The sequence below is a fragment of the Candidatus Palauibacter sp. genome (assembly GCF_965237495.1).
Classification (GTDB): Bacteria; Gemmatimonadota; Gemmatimonadetes; order Palauibacterales; family Palauibacteraceae; genus Palauibacter.
Genome location: NZ_OZ250143.1, coordinates 139,013 through 155,108, shown reverse-complemented (window position 1 = coordinate 155,108; position 16,096 = coordinate 139,013). Strand labels below are relative to the sequence as shown.

Annotated in this window: 18 protein-coding genes; 3 read left to right on the top strand and 15 right to left on the bottom strand. The window is 70.0% G+C overall.

Going from position 1 to position 16,096, the window contains the following annotated elements; genetic code table 11:
* Positions 1-100: 100 nt before the first annotated feature.
* From ACPXY0_RS00690 to ACPXY0_RS00620, 15 genes are all read right to left on the bottom strand, one after another.
* The gene (locus tag ACPXY0_RS00690) at positions 101-1,915 is read right to left on the bottom strand and encodes a secretin N-terminal domain-containing protein (protein WP_423927512.1); all 1,815 of its coding nucleotides are present in this window, start codon (positions 1,913-1,915) and stop codon (positions 101-103) included.
* A complete protein-coding gene (locus ACPXY0_RS00685) occupies positions 1,912-2,340 on the bottom strand; it encodes a hypothetical protein (protein WP_423927510.1) in 429 nt (142 codons plus the stop codon). The genes ACPXY0_RS00690 and ACPXY0_RS00685 overlap by 4 nt, the downstream gene beginning before the upstream one ends.
* On the bottom strand, positions 2,337-2,927 hold the full coding sequence (pilO, locus tag ACPXY0_RS00680) for a type 4a pilus biogenesis protein PilO (protein WP_423930752.1): 591 nt from the start codon (positions 2,925-2,927) through the stop codon (positions 2,337-2,339). The genes ACPXY0_RS00685 and pilO overlap by 4 nt, the downstream gene beginning before the upstream one ends.
* Positions 2,927-3,541: a PilN domain-containing protein gene (locus ACPXY0_RS00675; protein WP_423927508.1), complete on the bottom strand. Its 615-nt coding sequence runs from the start codon at positions 3,539-3,541 to the stop codon at positions 2,927-2,929. Before ACPXY0_RS00675 ends, pilO begins: the two co-directional genes overlap by 1 nt.
* Complete coding sequence (pilM, locus tag ACPXY0_RS00670; RefSeq protein ID WP_423927506.1) at positions 3,538-4,668, bottom strand: type IV pilus assembly protein PilM; 1,131 nt, start codon at positions 4,666-4,668, stop codon at positions 3,538-3,540. Before pilM ends, ACPXY0_RS00675 begins: the two co-directional genes overlap by 4 nt.
* Before the next feature lies 1 nt (position 4,669).
* Positions 4,670-5,521 carry a PilW family protein gene (locus ACPXY0_RS00665; protein WP_423927504.1) on the bottom strand — a complete coding sequence of 284 codons (852 nt, stop codon included), beginning with the start codon at positions 5,519-5,521 and terminating at the stop codon, positions 4,670-4,672.
* Entirely contained in the window at positions 5,518-5,892 is a 375-nt protein-coding gene (locus ACPXY0_RS00660; RefSeq protein ID WP_423927502.1) for a type IV pilus modification PilV family protein, read from the bottom strand. The genes ACPXY0_RS00665 and ACPXY0_RS00660 overlap by 4 nt, the downstream gene beginning before the upstream one ends.
* A 14-nt stretch (positions 5,893-5,906) precedes the next feature.
* On the bottom strand, positions 5,907-6,344 hold the full coding sequence (locus ACPXY0_RS00655; RefSeq protein WP_423927500.1) for a prepilin-type N-terminal cleavage/methylation domain-containing protein: 438 nt from the start codon (positions 6,342-6,344) through the stop codon (positions 5,907-5,909).
* Between the two features lie 266 nt (positions 6,345-6,610).
* Positions 6,611-7,084: a type IV pilin protein gene (locus tag ACPXY0_RS00650; protein ID WP_423927498.1), complete on the bottom strand. Its 474-nt coding sequence runs from the start codon at positions 7,082-7,084 to the stop codon at positions 6,611-6,613.
* A gap of 29 nt (positions 7,085-7,113) precedes the next feature.
* Positions 7,114-7,578, bottom strand: coding sequence for a hypothetical protein (locus ACPXY0_RS00645; protein WP_423927496.1), 465 nt, complete (start codon positions 7,576-7,578; stop codon positions 7,114-7,116).
* Between the two features lie 59 nt (positions 7,579-7,637).
* Positions 7,638-8,756, bottom strand: a complete 1,119-nt coding sequence (locus ACPXY0_RS00640) for a type II secretion system F family protein (protein ID WP_423927494.1) — start codon at positions 8,754-8,756, stop codon at positions 7,638-7,640.
* Complete coding sequence (locus ACPXY0_RS00635; protein WP_423927492.1) at positions 8,753-9,871, bottom strand: type IV pilus twitching motility protein PilT; 1,119 nt, start codon at positions 9,869-9,871, stop codon at positions 8,753-8,755. The genes ACPXY0_RS00640 and ACPXY0_RS00635 overlap by 4 nt, the downstream gene beginning before the upstream one ends.
* Positions 9,871-11,451 (bottom strand): GspE/PulE family protein, encoded by a 1,581-nt coding sequence (locus ACPXY0_RS00630; RefSeq protein WP_423927490.1) that lies wholly within the window; start codon positions 11,449-11,451, stop codon positions 9,871-9,873. The genes ACPXY0_RS00635 and ACPXY0_RS00630 overlap by 1 nt, the downstream gene beginning before the upstream one ends.
* Positions 11,448-12,173, bottom strand: a complete 726-nt coding sequence (locus tag ACPXY0_RS00625; protein ID WP_423927488.1) for a ComEA family DNA-binding protein — start codon at positions 12,171-12,173, stop codon at positions 11,448-11,450. The genes ACPXY0_RS00630 and ACPXY0_RS00625 overlap by 4 nt, the downstream gene beginning before the upstream one ends.
* Positions 12,174-12,246: 73 nt before the next feature.
* A complete protein-coding gene (locus ACPXY0_RS00620; RefSeq protein WP_423927486.1) occupies positions 12,247-12,930 on the bottom strand; it encodes an energy transducer TonB family protein in 684 nt (227 codons plus the stop codon).
* A 183-nt stretch (positions 12,931-13,113) separates the two neighbouring features.
* Between ACPXY0_RS00620 and tdh the strand changes: the two genes are divergently transcribed.
* Genes tdh through ACPXY0_RS00605 form a run of 3 tightly spaced genes read left to right on the top strand, consistent with a single transcriptional unit; the run spans position 13,114 to position 16,059 of the window.
* A complete protein-coding gene (tdh, locus tag ACPXY0_RS00615; protein WP_423927484.1) occupies positions 13,114-14,145 on the top strand; it encodes an L-threonine 3-dehydrogenase in 1,032 nt (343 codons plus the stop codon).
* A 10-nt stretch (positions 14,146-14,155) separates the two neighbouring features.
* Positions 14,156-14,812 (top strand): hypothetical protein, encoded by a 657-nt coding sequence (locus tag ACPXY0_RS00610; RefSeq protein ID WP_419942682.1) that lies wholly within the window; start codon positions 14,156-14,158, stop codon positions 14,810-14,812.
* A gap of 17 nt (positions 14,813-14,829) precedes the next feature.
* Positions 14,830-16,059: a glycine C-acetyltransferase gene (locus ACPXY0_RS00605; protein WP_423927482.1), complete on the top strand. Its 1,230-nt coding sequence runs from the start codon at positions 14,830-14,832 to the stop codon at positions 16,057-16,059.
* Positions 16,060-16,096: the final 37 nt, after the last annotated feature.

Sequence of the window (16,096 nt, the reverse complement as noted above, 5' to 3'; positions counted from 1 at the left end):
CGATGGCCCGTCGATGGCCAGCGGATGGCGAAGAAAAGGATTCGCCGGGGGCCGGGGCCGCAACCGGCGGCACGGCCTGTGACGGCGCGGACACGTCGCGCTAGCCCCCTCGGGGACCGCCGATGATGTGCGGCGTGACGAGGATGATGAGGTCCTGCTTCACTTCATTCTCCTTCGTGCTGCGGAACAGGGCCCCGATCCACGGAAGGTGCATCAGGCCGGGAATGCCGCTCTCGCTGCGGCTCACTTCACTGAGCGTCAGGCCGCCGATGACCGCCGTCTCTCCATCCTCGAGGAGAAGCGTCGTCTCGCCGATCTGTTTCTCGAACACGAATCCGACGTCCGACAGGCCGAGCTTGAGGCCCGAGCGCTCGGCCATCAGCTCCAGACGGATCTGGTTGTTGTTCGTCACGTGCGGGATCACGTCGAGGATGATCCCGGTGTCCTCGAACTGCACGTTGACGCGGGCCGCCTCCGTCTGCGCCCCCGCTTCGAGGACCCGGATCGGGGTGCGTTCGCCAACCTGGATTCGCGCGTGCGCGTTGTCCACCACCTGGATCGACGGCGCGGCCTGGACATCGGAGAGCTGGTGCGACTCGAGGGCCTCGAGGAACGCGAACAGCGAGAACTCGCCGAACGCGACGGAGGTCAGTATCTGGAGCGCGGGCAGGAGGGGCCGATCGTTGGCGTTCGCGAGCGCCGCGATCGCGTCACCGCTCAGATTCACGAGCGTCTCGTTCGTCTGCCTGAAGAACGACTCATCGGAGACGCCGTCGCCGTCATGGTCGACGAGTTGCGGCGGCTCGTTCGGATCGGGGGCGGCGATCAGCTCGTTGAGACCCTGCTCCACGAAGGCGCCGTCGCGTTCCTTGAGGTCGTATACGATCCCCAACTGCTGCACATCGGTCCGATTGACGAAGACGATCTTCGCCTCGATCGCCACCTGGGGGAGACGGCGGTCGAGCGACGCGATGATCGTGTCCATGCGCGCCACAACCGACGGCGCGTCCGTGACGATGACCGTGTTGCTGCCCGAGAAAGCGACGACCTGGCCCCGGTTCGGCGTCGCGAGGTGACGGAGGGCTTCGGCGACGGAGTCCGCGCGCGCGTAGTTGATCCGAATGACACGCGTCTCGCTCAGCAGTTGGTCGCGGGCCTGCAGGTTCTCGAGCCAGTCGACGACGATGATCCCGCTCTCTGTCGTGTGCCAGCCGAGGTTGTGGGCCGAGAGGATCGCGTTCAACGCGATGTCCCACGGCTGGGCCCGGATGTCGATGCCGCGGACCGTGACGGAGGCGATCTCGCCGTTCGGTACCACCGAGATGTCCGCGAACTCCGAGAAGCCGGCGAGCACGTCGAGCATGCTCGCGCTGTCGTACACGACCGAGATCCGGGGTTCCTCCTGGCGGACGGCGGCGAGCGTGCGGGAAGGCTCCCCCGGCCCGGCCCTCGCCTCCGTCGTCTCAGCCGCCGTCGTCTCGGCCTCCGTCGTCTCGGCCTCCGTCGTCTCGGCCGCCGTCGACCAGGGCGGGAACGGAGGTCCCCGGTTCGGGAACGTCACGCGCACCGCGCCGGGGTCGGTCACGACTTCATGGTCGAGGTCCAGGGCGAGATCGAAGACGATGCGAACGATGTCGGGCTGGAACTGGCTCGAACGCATCCGGATGACGCCGCCGCGGCCGATCCCCTCGTAGCGGTCCCGACCGAGGCCGAGGACGGCGCCTTCGAGGTCGAGGATGAGCCTCGGGGGGTCCTGAATCATGAGGTGCCGCGCGGTGACCTCGCCTCCGACCACGACCGTGATCTCGGTATCGGTCCCGGCCGTCGCGATCCGCACTTCCCGGACCTCGGTCTCCTGCCCGAGCCCTGCCGCCAGGGCCATCCCGAGTGTGGAGACGATGCGTCCGCAGATCATCCCCCTTCCCTCCCTTCTCTCCGCTCTCTCCGGACCCATAGCGTCTCCCTGCGCCGCACGCCGAAGTTCGCGATCACGAAGTCCACTCCATCCTGAAGGATCCGTTCCACTTGGGCCTCGCCGAGGAGATCGCCCTCCCGGGCGCGATACCGGCGGCCCGTCCGCCGGTCCGTGAGCGTCGCCACGCTCCCGATTTCAGGGTTGTACAGCACGCCCGACAGCGTGAGGTCGGCGAAGCGGGGGCCCTCCTGCTCCCCGACGTCCAGCGGCTGGAACGGATCGCGCCGGCCCAGGGCGGAATACGTGAACACCTCGCGCTCGTAGACGGGGAGGGAGGCCTGGACGGCCATGAGCTTCGTCCCCACCGCGAACGCGAGGACGATGGTCAGCCGGAGCCCGCGGGCAAACGCTCCCCTCGCGATCATCCGTCGTCCGGCGAGACGTTCTCGCCCGATGGGAGCACGAAGGTCTCGAGGCGGAAGCGGGCGTGGACGAGCTGACGCCCCGAGTTCGTCATCCGCGCGGGCAGGATCTCTTCGACCTCCGGCCGCACGATTCGGGTGAAGCCGGCCACGCGAGCGAGGAAGCGCCCGATATCGTGGTATCCGCCCTCCACCTGCATCGCCCAGTGCTGTCGCATGAAATAGCCGGCGGAGTCGGGCGTCGGATCGCCCGGAATCACATGGACGAGTTCGAGCCCGAGCGACTGAGTCTCGAGGGCGATCGCCTCGTAGATCGCCGCCACGTCCCCCTCCGAGGGAACGAGTCGCTGCAGGAAGGCGAACTCTCGCTCGCCGAGTTCGAGTTCCTCCCGGACGCGATCCAGGTCGCCGGTGCGCGTCTCCGCGAGCCGGTTCGCCTCCTCGGCCTGCCGAACGCGCTGCTCCATTTCAACGAGTTGGACGCGCCGCGGAGTCCACAGGTACAAGTGGAAGACGGCCCCGAGCCCGAGGAGCATGACGAGGGCGAGGAGCCGGTACTGGTCGCGAGGGGCTCGCGGCAGCCGCGCCATCACTCCCGAACCTCGGGCGGTTCGGCGAAGCGGAGAACCAGGGTGAAGGCGTGTCGCGAGGCGGTTTCGGACGGGAGCCCCTGTTTCTGGCTCCCGAGAATCGTGACCTCCGCGACACGGTCCGAGGCGCCCAGCTTCCGCACGAATTCCGTGATCGCCAACGGGTTTGCCGCGATCCCCTGAAGTTCGACCGTGACGTCGGGCACCGGCGAGAGCTGGCGAAGCGAGATCAGCCAGGCGAAGCCGGGCAGGGCGCGGCTGATCTCGTCCAGGATGCGGGGCCACACGAAGCGGTTCCGGTCGAGTTGCTCCACCAGCGCCACGCGCTCCCGGATCTGCCCGAATCTCGCCGTCAGGCTGTCGCTGACCGCGCGGAGTTCGGCGAGACGCGCCGAATCCGCCGATGCGGCCTCGAGCCTCGCGTGGAGCGTCTCGGCTTCGGAGCGTTGCGTCCACCAGAGGAACGCCGCCCCCGGCAGGATGGTCAGCGCGGCGACGAGCAGGGCGGTGCCCCACGGATCGATGCCCGCCATGCCGCGACCGCCGGCGCCCCGCGGGGAACCGGCCACCGCGCGCGGACGGAGGGACTCCGGGAGCAGGTCTACTTCGATCATGGGCGTGGCGTCCTCCCGTCCCCCGGCCGTCGCGCCGCGGAAGGTCTTCGCAGCGCCAGCCCGACCGCCAGCATCAGCATGGGCGACACTTCTTCCAGTGCGGGATAGTCCGCCACCTCCGGGCCGGCCCGCAGACGCTCGACCGCGTTCGCGACGTGGATCTCGACGCCCAGCCGTTCCGCGATGCTCTCCGGGAGTCCGGGGATGCCGGCACCCCCTCCGCACAGGTAGACCCGGGCGATCCCGAGCCCGATGTCCTGCGTTTCGACGAGCCTCGCGGCGCGTTCGATCCCCTCCGCGATGTGTCGGGCGTGGCCGGCGAGGGAGTCGCCCAGGCCGGGGTTCGCGACCTCGGCGCGCAGCACCGCGGCGGCTTCCCCGGCCGTGAGGTCGAGGTCTCGCTGGAGGTCCCGAACCAGCGTGCCCGTGCCGAAACGCAGGTCGCGGGTGAGGACGGGGAGGCCGTCGTCCAGCACATTCACCGTCGTCGACCCGGTGCCGATATCGACCAGCGCCGTGACCCCGGCCATCGCGTCCGGATGGTTGACCTCGAAGGCGTTGTGGAGAGCGAACGCGTTCACGTCGACCGCCGCCGGGTGGAGCCCCGCCTGCCGGAGCAGCGAGACACGGGACTCGATCACCTCGAGCCTCGCGGCCGCGAGCAGTACGGTCATGCGGGGAGCGTCGTCCTCGGGATCCGTAATGTGGAAGTCCAGCTGAACGCCTTCCATGTCGAACGGCACGTGCTGCTCGGCCTCCCAGGGGAGCACCGCGCGCGCCTCGGTCTCGGCCATCCGGTCCACCTCGATCGGCTTGCTCACGACATCCCGTCCTCCCACGCCGATGACGACGTCGCGCGCTTCGATCCGCTCGCGCGCGAACATCGAGGCGACCGCCTCCGCCGCGCGTTCGGGATGGGGGGTGTCGTCCGCTTCCCCGTTCGCGTCATTCGGGGTCACGGCGATCCGGACCAATCGCGGGGCGTCGCCCGAGTGATCGATGACCGCGGCCTTGCTGAAAGCGCTTCCGATGTCCAGCCCGATCGTGACCTCGCGGGGCCGGAACCTCAGCCCCGCCGTCACGCGCCCCCGTCCGGCGACCGCCGGGTTCTCATCGCGCCGGCGCATCTCAGTTCCGAAACGGCATCTCGTAGACGATCCGCCGGACGTCGCCGAGGCGGTTTCGTCCGATGGCCTCCGCGACCAGGCGGACTTCACGAACCTGCGCGAGATCGGCCGGGACGACCCGAGCCCGCGTCGACCCGTCGTCCATCCCGTATTCGAAGGCAGCACCCGGCGCCAACGGCGTGGCGAATTCCTGGCCGTTGCGTCGGACCGCGACGGCGCCGGGTTCCGTGCTCGCGGAGCGGATCGAGTAGGTCAGCCTTCCGTAGATGCGGGTGAGCGCGCCCCGCCGCGGCGTCGCGCCGAAACGACCGGCCCAGCCACTCGTGCGGCGGAACCACCTCGGGAGCGCGAGGCCGGCGCGATCCGCCCCCGCCGCGCGGCACGACGACTCCGACACCGCCGACACCGCGGACGCGGTCGTGAATCCGTCCTCGTAGCGGAAGGCGGCCCCGTACGGTTCGGAGAGCGCCGTGCCGCGCCACGGGGACCGCAGGTTGGTCGCCGGGACGGAGTCGTACACGAAGATGTCCGCGGTCCCGGGGCCGACGCTGTCGCAGACGACGGCTCTCAGCACGGGGAGCCGAATCGACACCGTGTCCGGCGTCGCGCTCAGGAGGTCGTCAGCCGCCGCCCCCCGGATTTCGGCCCCCATCCCGTCGAACAGGGCGCGCGTCGTCTGCGCGGCCTGGACGGCGTCCTCGTTCCGCAGGTGGAAGCGGCTCTGGCTCACGATGAGCGCCATGAGCACGCTGCCTAGGAGGCCGGCGCCCACCAGGGCGACGAGCACTTCCGTGAGCGTGAACCCGACGGTCCGCCGCCGCGCGACGACGCGGCGCCTTCGGGGGCGGCTCACGGCGCCACCGGCATGGGTCGTTCGCGCGCGAGCAGGATCTCGAACGCGGCGTCCGGGCCGAGGGGCGGTGTGATGGTCACCTGGACGTGCCGGAGCCGCGGTGAGCGCGTCGTGACCGCGCGGGAGACATCGTGCCGCCGCCCGCCGACCTCCGCGATTCCCGCCCCTGACGTCGCGGCGGCATGCCCTTCGCGGACGAGGCCCTGCATGACGCCGCGGCCCGCCAGCGTGCGATCGGTATCCAGCGCCGCGAGGCGGGCCTGCGAGCCGATGCCGAGGACCACGCCCGCCGCGCCGAGGATCCCGATCGAGGCCACCGTGACCGCGAGCGCGACCTCGATGAGGCCGAATCCAGCCGACCCACCCGGCAACTTCGCGGCGGCGCTCAATAGTCGAACGGGACGGCGCGTACCCGTCCGACGAAGTTCGACACGAGGCGAACCCCACGGCCGCCGCGATACAGGTAGACGCTCCCGGGCGAACCCTGGCCCCGGGCATTGAACCGGATCGTCGCGGGTCGCAAGCGGACCGAATCGAGCCGTCCGAGTCCGTGGGTCGCGAGATCGACGTGCGAGATGAGCGGACCGCCGCGCCGCGCCACCTCGAGCCTCGTGCCCGCGAGCGTCACCTCCGTCCGGGCGTGGGTGGCGACGGCGTGGAGACGGGCACGCACCAGCTGCGATTCCGCCAAGCGGGCCGACCGCGTCAGGCTGACGCGGTCGAAGGCCCCGCGCGACATGACGGCCGTGGCCGCGATGCCGGCGAGGGCGATCGCAACCACCACTTCGACCAGGCTGAATCCGTTTCCCGGCACTCGCGTCATGGGCTCCTCCCTTCGTCGAGTAAGCATTTCCAGCTTCCTCACGAAGGGTCCCTGCCCTTCTCAACGGCGTCTCATCGGCTCCAGACGGCCTTGGCAGCCCGTGGCAAAAGCCCCGCTGCATTCGAGCGGCGATCCATCGCGCGTGAACGCTTCGCTCATCGTTGCTCCTCGGTCAAATAGCTCTGCTATTCTCCCCTCGTCGCGCCTCGTCACCCGCGCGCCTCGCCGCTCTCGGTGCCACGCAGGGTTTTGCCACGGGCTGCTGTCTAGCAGCCGGTTCCCTGTACGATCTGGCCGATCGCCCCGGCGGCGTTCGACGGCGACGAATTCACGCACCACGTCTGGTTCGAGGAAGCGTGCTTCGCCGTGATCCGGTAACCGTCCGTGTAGGCGGTCGCCGTGAGCGAGACGTTCATGCTGGCCTGGAAGTCCGAGTTCCCGTCGCCGTCCAGATCCGCCGTGCCGCCCGCCGTCACCGTGCTCGCCCCGTAGGCCTGGCGGCCGAAGAAGTATGCCTCCTCGGCCGTCATCAGGTTGCGGATGTCGCTCTGTGCGGCCGCGTCGAACGCCTTCTGCTTCGTGTTCGTGAACTGCGGGATCGCGATCGCGGCGAGAACGCCGATGATGACGACCACGATCAGCAGTTCGATCAGGGTGAACCCTTCTTCTCTCCTCATCCTCTCCTCCTCCACCTCCGGTGCCTCGTCATCGCGGGTCCGGCTCGCCCGCAGCTTCCACACCCAGAAAGCCCTCCGCTCTCAACGGGGCTTCAACCACGGTCCGGCGGCCACCGCTCATCCCGCGGTCGGATCTCCCAGTCCGGGGGCTCATCGAAGGCCGAGACCGAGTGGATGCGCGCGCCGCGCCGCGAGGCCGTGAGCGAGTGCAGGCGTCCGGCTCCATCGCGCAGCGGGAGGCGGAGTTCTCCGGTCTCCGGCCCCGGCGCGGCGTCTCCGAGGCCGAGAGCGCGCAACGCATCCCCCAGGGTGTCGAACCCCTTCGGAAACGCGACCGTCCACGACCTGATCCGCGCGGCCCTGCCGCTCCCCCGCGGCCTCGCCCGGGCGCGGAGCGACCAGCCGGGCCCCTCGAACCCCAGCCAACGGTCCCCGCCGGCCCACCGGTCCACGGCCGGCCGGCCGAACCGCTCGCAGACGGCTTCGGCGGACTCCCCGAGGAGATCCCGCACGTCGAGGCGCACCTCCGGCCCCGGATCGGTTTCGTGCGCTGCCATGCCGGCAAGTGGAGCGCCGCGCACCCGCACCGCAAGCCGCGGGCGGAGCGACGGCGCATTCACTGGATCGTGTCGACAAGATCGAATATCGGGAGGTACATGGCGATGATCATCCCGCCGACGACTCCCCCCAGGATCACGATGAGGGCGGGCTCGATGACCTTGAGGAGGCTCTCGACCGCCACATCCACTTCGTCGTCGTAGAAATCGGCGATCCGCGACAGCATCCCGTCCAGGTCTCCGGTCTCCTCGCCGACGTGGATCATCTGGGACACCATGGGAGGAAAGACGCCGGCCATCTCCAGCGGCCCCGCGATCGAATCCCCGCCCGCGATCGCGTCGCGGATCTCGAGGACGGCGTCGTGAATCACGCGGTTCCCCGCCGTCCGCGCCGTGATCTCGAGCCCCTCGAGGATTGGAACGCCGGAGGCGAGCATCGTGCCGAGGGTCCGCGTGAAGCGCGACACGGCGGCCCTCCGCAGCAGCGATCCGAAGATCGGGAGCCGGAGCAGGAATCGGTCCGCGCGCGACCTCCCCGCATCGGTCGCGACCCAGCGGCGCAGGAGGAAGAAGGCCCCGCCCGTCGCGATGAGAATGGCCCACCACCAGCTCTGGACGACCCGGGAGAGCCCGATGACCGCGCGGGTCGGGACGGGCAGCAGGGCCCCGTAGCTGGCGAACACGGACTCGAACGTCGGGATCACGAACAGGAGGAGGGTCGCGATCACGGCCACGGCCACCCCCAGCACGACGGCGGGATAGAGGAGGGCGCCCTTCACCTTTCTCCGAACCCGATCGTTCTTCTCGAGGAAGGTGGCCAGACGTTCGAGGATCGCGTCGAGGAGACTCCCGGCCTCACCGGCGGCGACCATGTTCACGTACAGGCTGGTGAACACCGCGGGATGCCGTCCCAGCGCGCCAGCGAGCGTGTTTCCGGTTTCGACCTCGTACAGCGTCTCCCGGATGACGCCTCGAAACGCCGGGCTCCCGGCCTGGCGGGAGAGGATCTCCAGCGCCCGCGTCAGCGGCAGCCCCGCGTTGATCATGGCGGCGAACTGCCGCGTGAAGAGGACGAGTTCGCGGGGATGGACCCTCGAGAAGAGGGTCGACCGACCGCCAGCCCCCGCATCGTCCACTCCCCACCTGTGCCGGCGGCCGGTCTTCCGTGCCCGGTTCATTGGGTCGCCCCGGCGGGCAGCGAGCTCCCGGTCATACGCCGGAAACCGGCCGGATCCGACGTGACGCGGATGCAGTCCTCGAACGCCACCTGGCGTCGCACATAGAGTCGGAAGAGGGCGTCGTTGAGCGTCTGCATCCCGATCTTCCGGGCCGCCTGCATCGCGGAGCAAAGCTGGTGAACCTTCGCCTCCCGGATCAGTGCCCGGGTCGCCGGGGTCGCGAGGAGAATTTCGCAGGCGGCGACGCGGCCCCTGCCGCCCGCCCGCGGGAGCAGCGCCTGCGTCACCACCCCCTCGAACACGAGGGCGAACTGAGCCCGGACCTGCTCCTGCCGGTGGGCGGGGAAGGCGTCGATGATGCGGTTGATCGTCTCCGGCGCCGAGTTGGTGTGGAGCGTGGCGAGCGCGAGGTGGCCGGTCTCCGCGATCGTGAGCGCCGCCTGAATCGTTTCCGCGTCCCGCATTTCGCCGATCAGGATGACGTCGGGATCCTGTCGGAGCGCGTACTTGAGCGCCGTGTCGAAGCTGCGCGTGTCGTGTCCGACCTCGCGCTGGTTCACGATGCAGCCCTTGTGGGGGTGCACGAACTCGATCGGGTCTTCGATGGTGATGATGTGGCCCGCCCGCCGCGTATTGATGCGGTCGACCATCGCCGCCAGGGTCGTCGACTTGCCGGAACCGGTGGGCCCCGTCACGAGCACGAGCCCGCGCGGCTTCTCGGTGAGGCGCGCGACGACGGACGGGACGCCGAGTTCCCGCAGGTTTCGGATCTGGACCGGGACGCGGCGAATCGCGCAGGCCACGTGGCCCCGCTGCCGGAACAGATTCACGCGGAAGCGGGACAGCTTCCCCACCGAGAAGCTGAAGTCGATGTCGTGGTCCCGCGCGAAGCGCGCCCTCTGCGGCTCCGTGAGCAGGGAACGGCCGAGCGCGGCCGTGTCCCCGGACCCCAGCACGGACCCCGGCACACCCTCGGTTCGACAGTCCGTCATCCGTCCGTCGATGCGGAGCTTCGGCGTACCGCCGACCGTGAAGTGCAGGTCGGACGCGTCACGCTCGACCATCTCGTCGAGGAGCGCCCGCAGGCGCGCATCCGTGACGGGAGTCCCGGCCATCATCCCCCCTCCCGAGGGTTCCGGGCCGGAGTCTCGCCCAACACCTCTTCCAGCGTGACGATCCCCTTCCCGACCTTGATCAGCCCGTCCTGCCGCAACGTGACCATCCCCTCTTCGACCGCCCGTCTCTCGATCTCTTCGGCGGACGCGCCCGTGAGGACCATGCGACGGATCGCCGACGACATCGGAAGGACCTCGTAGAGGCCCTGCCGCCCGGCATATCCCGACCCGCCGCACGCGTCGCAGCCGGCGCCGCGATGGAACGTGTTGTCGGGACCCCCGGGGTCTTCGATACCCGCGGAACGGAGGACTTCGCGCGGATAGCTCGTCTCGACCCTGCAGGCGGCGCAGATCCGGCGCACGAGACGCTGGGCCGTGATGATCGTGACGGCCGCGGCGACGTTGAACGCCTCGATCCCCATGTCCACCAGCCGGGCCGCGGTCGACGCCGCATCGTTCGTGTGGAGCGTCGAGAGGACAAGATGCCCGGTGAGCGCGGCCTTGACCGCGATGCCGCCGGTCTCCGCGTCCCGGATCTCGCCGACCATGACGATGTCGGGGTCCTGGCGGAGGAAGGCGCGCAGGACCAACGCGAAGGTGAGACCGATCTTCGACCGGACCTGGACCTGGTTGATCCCGCGCACGCTGTACTCGACCGGATCTTCCGCGGTCAGGATGTTGACCTCCGGCCGGTTGAGCCGGGCGAGCGCGCTGTAGAGGGTGGTCGTCTTTCCCGACCCGGTGGGCCCGGTCACGAGGACCATGCCCGTCGGGTTCGCGATCGCTTCCAGGAAGCGCCGCTCCGCGCGCTCCTCCATGCCGAAGGACTCGAGGTCGAAGGACAGCTTCCCCTTGTCGAGGATCCGGAGCGCGATCCTCTCTCCGAACAGCGTGGGGAGGGTGGAGACGCGGAAGTCGATGACCTTCCCGCCGACCCTCATCTTCATGCGCCCGTCCTGGGGAACCCTGCGCTCGGCGATGTTCAGGTCGGCGAGGATCTTGAGGCGCGACGTGAGCGCGGCCGTCATCCGGAAGGGCGGCTGCATGATCTCGCGCAGGTGCCCGTCGAGACGGTAGCGCACGCGCAGTTCCCTCTCGTAGGGCTCCAGATGAATGTCGGAGGCGCCGCGACGAACCGCGTCCCGGAGAACCGAGTTGATCAGCCTCACGACGGGCTCATCCTCGATGTCGGCCCGGAGGGTGTCGTCGTCCCGGGGGGCCGCTCCGGCGCCTTCGACGACCTCGACCTCCCGGTCCGGCTCCCGGGGGCGTCCTCTCGGCTTTCTCCCGGGTTCGGCGGCGGATCCGTAGCTCTGGTCGATGAGCCGGCGGAGGGTGTACTCCCCCGCCGGTACCGGCTCGATGTCGAACCGGGTGAGGAACTTCAGGTCCTCGATGACGTTCGGGTCGGCTGGGTCCGCCATGGCGACGGTGAGGGTGCGACCCGCACGGCGCAGCGGGAGCACGAGATGCCGGCTCGCGAAGTCGGCCGGGACGAGCCTCAGGACCCTGCCGTCCGGCGGCCGCGCCAACTCGGGAGCCGGTTCCGTGGCCGTTGCGCGCGCATCCGCCGAACTCAAGGCGTCCCCACGCACAGGCGATCGGCGAGACGGTCGAGCGAACGTTCCCCGATGCCGCGGACGCGCCTGAGCGCCTCGGGGTTCGGGAACGGCCCGTTCGCGGTCCGATCCTCGATGATGCGGCCCGCGATGACGGACCCGATACCGGGCAGGCTCTCGAGTTCCTTCCGTCCGGCCCGGTTCACATCGATCCGCTTCCCGCCCGGCGGACATCCCGGCCCCGCGGGGCGGACGAGCCGGTCCGCTGCCGGAAGCGCGGGGGGCCGCGAGTCGGAGCGCCCCGAGGGCGCGACGAGACCGGGACGCGGGATCGCGGGATCGAATTGGAGCCAGGGAGCGAGGCGGCCCGCGGTGACTTCTCCCACCCCGGCCACGCGCTCGAGGTCGGCCGCCTCGTGGAACGGTTCGCGGTCGCGCTCCTCGACGATGGCCCGCGCGAGGCTTGGGCCGACTCCGGGAAGTCGGCGCAGTTCGTCCGCCGACGCCCGGTTCACCTCGATCCGCTCACCCTCGGCGAGCGGTGTCTGCGCGCGCTGCTCCCGCATCAGCGCGGAGAGGACGTCCCCCTCCACACCCTGCAGGTCGCGCGCGGGATCGATCGTCTCGATCCCGTCCACTTCTCCCGGATCGGGGGCGAGCGCCGTGCGGAAGATGAGACTCACCCCGATCAGCACGAGCGCCGTGCCGAGCGCCTTGCGTTCGGCGCGATTCAGATCCCACACCCCGCACCTCCCCGTTCGAGCCCTCTGCAACGAGGGTGGGGGGCGGCGTCAACCGGCCGTCAAACGCACGGGGCTAGAAGATGAACGTGATCTCGGCCCATCCCTCGACCGCGGCCCCGTCGCGCCGGGCGGGCCGGTACTCCCAGGCCCGCACCTGCCGCACGATGTCGCGGTTGAAGTCCTCATCGGGGGTCGGGGGGTCGAGTTCCACGAGGCTGGGACGGCCGCTGGCGTTGACGAAGACGCGGACGGTCACCTCCATGCCGCGTACGGAGCCGGGGGGATCCCAGTGGGGCACGACGGACCGCGGCACCGGCGAGACGTAGCCGTCCGCGCCTCCCCCTCCCTCGCCTTCGCCCGGGCCCACGGCGGCGCCCCGTCCGGCGGGTGCGGCCGGGACTCCGACCGGGAGCAGGTCGACCGAGATCTCGGGGGCCGTCTCGCGAATCTCGATTTCCGGCGCATCCACGGCCAGCACCGGTCTGGGAGGCGGGGGGATCTCGACGCGCCGGGGCGGCGAGAACCGCACGGACTGCAGGCCTCCGCCCCCCACGCGGAGTTCCGGATTCGTCCCTCGAGGCGCCAGGCGCTCGAACTCGGGCACCCGGCCCGCGGGGCCGAACAGGACGAGGGCGTGCAGGAGCGCGGACACGAGCATGCCGCCCCACCACGCGGCCCGGTCCCGGCGCCGCCGGGGCGCGGACACGCCGTCCGGCGGCCGATTCGTCCGACCGTCCCCTGTCACCTTCTCACGCACGATCCGTCTCGGCTCCCGGCTCCGGGTCGCGGACTCGCCCACGGGGAATCTTACGGCCGGCGGTCGCGCCGTGTTCCCGCGCTTGCCGGCCCGTCCGGCGTTCCGGCACATTGTGCGCCACCCGATGCGCCGCCGGAGCGCGGTCCGACGCACCTCCCCGGTCAGGAGCCTTCGCCGCTCTCCATGAAAGCGATCCTCAAACCCGGGCCGGATCCCGGCCTCATCCTCGGCGAAGCGCCCACGCCCGGGATCCGTTCCCGCGACGTATTGATCAGGGTGCGACGCGCGGGGATCTGCGGCACCGACCTGCACATCCATCAATGGGACCGCTGGTCGCAGAACCGCGTCAACCCGCCGCTCATCCTCGGACACGAGTTCATGGGAGAGGTCGTCGAGACCGGACGCCTCGTCGAGAACATCGAGGTGGGAGACCGCGTGTCGGCGGAGGGGCACCTGGTGTGCGGCCACTGCGAGTTCTGCGGGACGGGACAGGCGCATGTGTGCCGGGACACCCGGATCATCGGGATCGACCGGGACGGCGCTTTCGCCGAGTACGTCTCCATCCCGGCGGCGAACATCATCCACATCCCGGAATCGATCAGCGACGATCATGCGGCCGTGTTCGACCCTCTGGGGAACGCGTTTCACACGGTCCTGCACACCGACGTGGCGGGGCGGGTCGTGGCCGTGGTCGGGTGCGGACCGATCGGGCTGTTCGCGATCGGGATCGCCCGGGTGGCGGGTGCGGCCAGGGTCATCGCGGTCGAACCGCACGAGGGCCGCCGTGAACTCGCGGCCCGGATGGGCGCGCACGACTGCCTTGACCCGACGGAGGGCGGCGTCGAGACGCAGGTCGCGGAACTCACCCGCGGCTACGGGGCGCACGTCGTGTGCGAGATGAGCGGGCACCCCGAAGGCGTGCGCTCCGCGTTCCGCATGTGTCGCAACGGGGGCCATGTCCGGCTGCTGGGGCTGCCGAAGCACACCGTCGAGGTCAACCTGGCGCGGGACATCATCTTCAAGGGACTCCACGTCTACGGCGTCGCGGGACGCCTCATGTACCGGACGTGGATCGAGATGCGGGACTTCCTCGCCGCCGGACGCCTCGACATCGACCCGGTGATCACCCACCGGCTGCCGTTCGACCGCTTCGAGGAGGGGATCGCGGCCATGAACTCCGGCGAGGCGGCGAAGGTCGTCCTCGCTCTCGACTAGCCGCCGTCCCGTGGAAAGAGCGCCGTACCTCGCCGCTCTAGCGCTCACGGTACTCCTGGCGGCCGGGTGCTGGCGGCTCGGCGAAGCCTACGAGAGCGAGGCGCTCGTCACCTGGGTCGCCTATCCCGAGACCGTGCGCGTCGACGCACCCTTCTCCTTCGAGTTCGGCGGGCCCGTGTCCCCCGACCAGTGCGGACGGCTGGACACGGCCACCCTGGCGGTCACCGACGCCTCGATCGAACTCGCGGCCCTGCGCAGCACCTTCCGCGCCATGTGCGCGCCGCAGCACGTCAGCTTCTACGAGGCACGTCCGCTCAGGATCGCGACGCCGGGGGAATACCGCGTGCGGAGTTCGACCGGCATCGACCTGGGCACGCTCGTGGCGATCGACAGCGGCAGTTTCTCCGCCGTCCGCACCTGGGGCGAGGGCACGATCCGCGAGGCCGCGGGCTGCTGGCTGTTCGGGCCGGGCTGGATCGGGAGCCAGCGCGTGTTCGCGCTCGACCGCCTCGCTCCCGAGCTTCAGGAAGTCGGCACCGAGCGTGTCATCTACGTGAGGGGACAGTTGCGCGGCTTCATATCGTGCGGGAACTGGGGCTCGCGGCCCCGCATCCGGGTCGACACCGCGTGGGTCACGGACAAGCGGGTCGGCGACCTGTACCCGTGAAGGACGCTACATTCTCCATGATGACACTCTATGAGGAACGGGACGTGACGATGTCGAACGTGAACCCCGGTCTCGAGCGCCGGCTGGCGACCGAACTCGGGGAGATGAAGGAGAACGGGGTTCACAAGAAACTCCTCCACATCATGGGTCGCCAGGCGCCCGTGGTGGACATCGATGGTCTGGGCGAGACCATCAACATGTGCTCGAACAACTACCTCGGGCTGTGCGACGAGCCCTCCGTGATCGAGGCGGTGAAGGAGGGGGCCGACAAGTACGGCGCGGGGACGTCCTCGGTCCGGTTCATCTGCGGCACGTTCGACATCCACCGCGAACTCGAGGCGAGGATCGCGGACTTCCTCGAGACGCCGGCCTCGCTCACCTACACCTCGGCCTGGAACGCGAACGAAGGCCTCTTCGCCCCCCTCCTCGGACCGGAGGACGCGCTCATCTCGGACCGTCTCAACCACGCCTGCATCATCGACGGCATACGCCTCTGCAAGGCCCGCAGGTTCATCTACGACCACATGGACATGGACTCGCTGCGCGGGGCGCTGGAGTCCTCACGGGAGGCGCGGCACCGGCTCGTCATCACCGACGGCATCTTCTCGATGGAGGGGGAGATCGCGCCACTCCCGGAGATCCGCGAACTGTGCGACCGCTACGACGCGATCATGGCGGTCGACGACTCGCACGCCACGGGGGTTCTGGGAGACACGGGCCGGGGGACGCCGGAGCACTGGGGCATGCACGGCGAGGTCGACATCGTCACCTCGACGCTCGGGAAGGCGCTCGGCGGCATGGCGGGCGGCTTCACGGCCAGTTCGGACGCCGTGATCGACTACCTGCTCCAGGCCTCGCGAACCCAGCTGTTCACGAACGCCCTGCCCTGCCACTCGGCGGCCGGGGCGCTTGCGGCGATCGACCACCTGGAAGAACACCCCGAACTCGTGGCGAAGCTACGCGACAACACCGAGTACTACCGAGAGGGCCTCATCGAGCTGGGCTACAAGCCGATCCCCGGCGGCACGCCGATCGTCCCCGTGATCATCGGCAGGACGGCGGACGCCATCCGGCTGAGCCGCGAGTTGCTCCGCGAAGGCGTCTTCGTCATCGGGTTCGGCTATCCGGTCGTGCCGCGGGGCGAGGCCCGCATCCGGTGTCAGCTGTCCGCCGCGCACGAGCGCGAACACATCGACGACGCCCTCGCCGCGCTGAAGAAGGTCGGCCGGCGTCTCCAACTCATCTGAACCCGGCTGAACCAGCCGAACCACCGGGAGCACGGGA

Excerpts from the sequence above, each read along its gene's own strand:
- ACPXY0_RS00690 (WP_423927512.1), bottom strand. The coding sequence starts at position 1,915 with ATGATCTGCGGACGCATCGTCTCCACACTCGGGATGGCCCTGGCGGCA.
- ACPXY0_RS00685 (WP_423927510.1), bottom strand. The coding sequence starts at position 2,340 with ATGATCGCGAGGGGAGCGTTTGCCCGCGGGCTCCGGCTGACCATCGTC.
- pilO (WP_423930752.1), bottom strand. The coding sequence starts at position 2,927 with ATGGCGCGGCTGCCGCGAGCCCCTCGCGACCAGTACCGGCTCCTCGCC.
- ACPXY0_RS00675 (WP_423927508.1), bottom strand. The coding sequence starts at position 3,541 with ATGATCGAAGTAGACCTGCTCCCGGAGTCCCTCCGTCCGCGCGCGGTG.
- pilM (WP_423927506.1), bottom strand. The coding sequence starts at position 4,668 with ATGCGCCGGCGCGATGAGAACCCGGCGGTCGCCGGACGGGGGCGCGTG.
- ACPXY0_RS00655 (WP_423927500.1), bottom strand. The coding sequence starts at position 6,344 with ATGACGCGAGTGCCGGGAAACGGATTCAGCCTGGTCGAAGTGGTGGTT.
- ACPXY0_RS00645 (WP_423927496.1), bottom strand. The coding sequence starts at position 7,578 with ATGGCAGCGCACGAAACCGATCCGGGGCCGGAGGTGCGCCTCGACGTG.
- ACPXY0_RS00640 (WP_423927494.1), bottom strand. The coding sequence starts at position 8,756 with ATGAACCGGGCACGGAAGACCGGCCGCCGGCACAGGTGGGGAGTGGAC.
- ACPXY0_RS00635 (WP_423927492.1), bottom strand. The coding sequence starts at position 9,871 with ATGGCCGGGACTCCCGTCACGGATGCGCGCCTGCGGGCGCTCCTCGAC.
- tdh (WP_423927484.1), top strand. The coding sequence starts at position 13,114 with ATGAAAGCGATCCTCAAACCCGGGCCGGATCCCGGCCTCATCCTCGGC.
- ACPXY0_RS00605 (WP_423927482.1), top strand. The coding sequence starts at position 14,830 with ATGATGACACTCTATGAGGAACGGGACGTGACGATGTCGAACGTGAAC.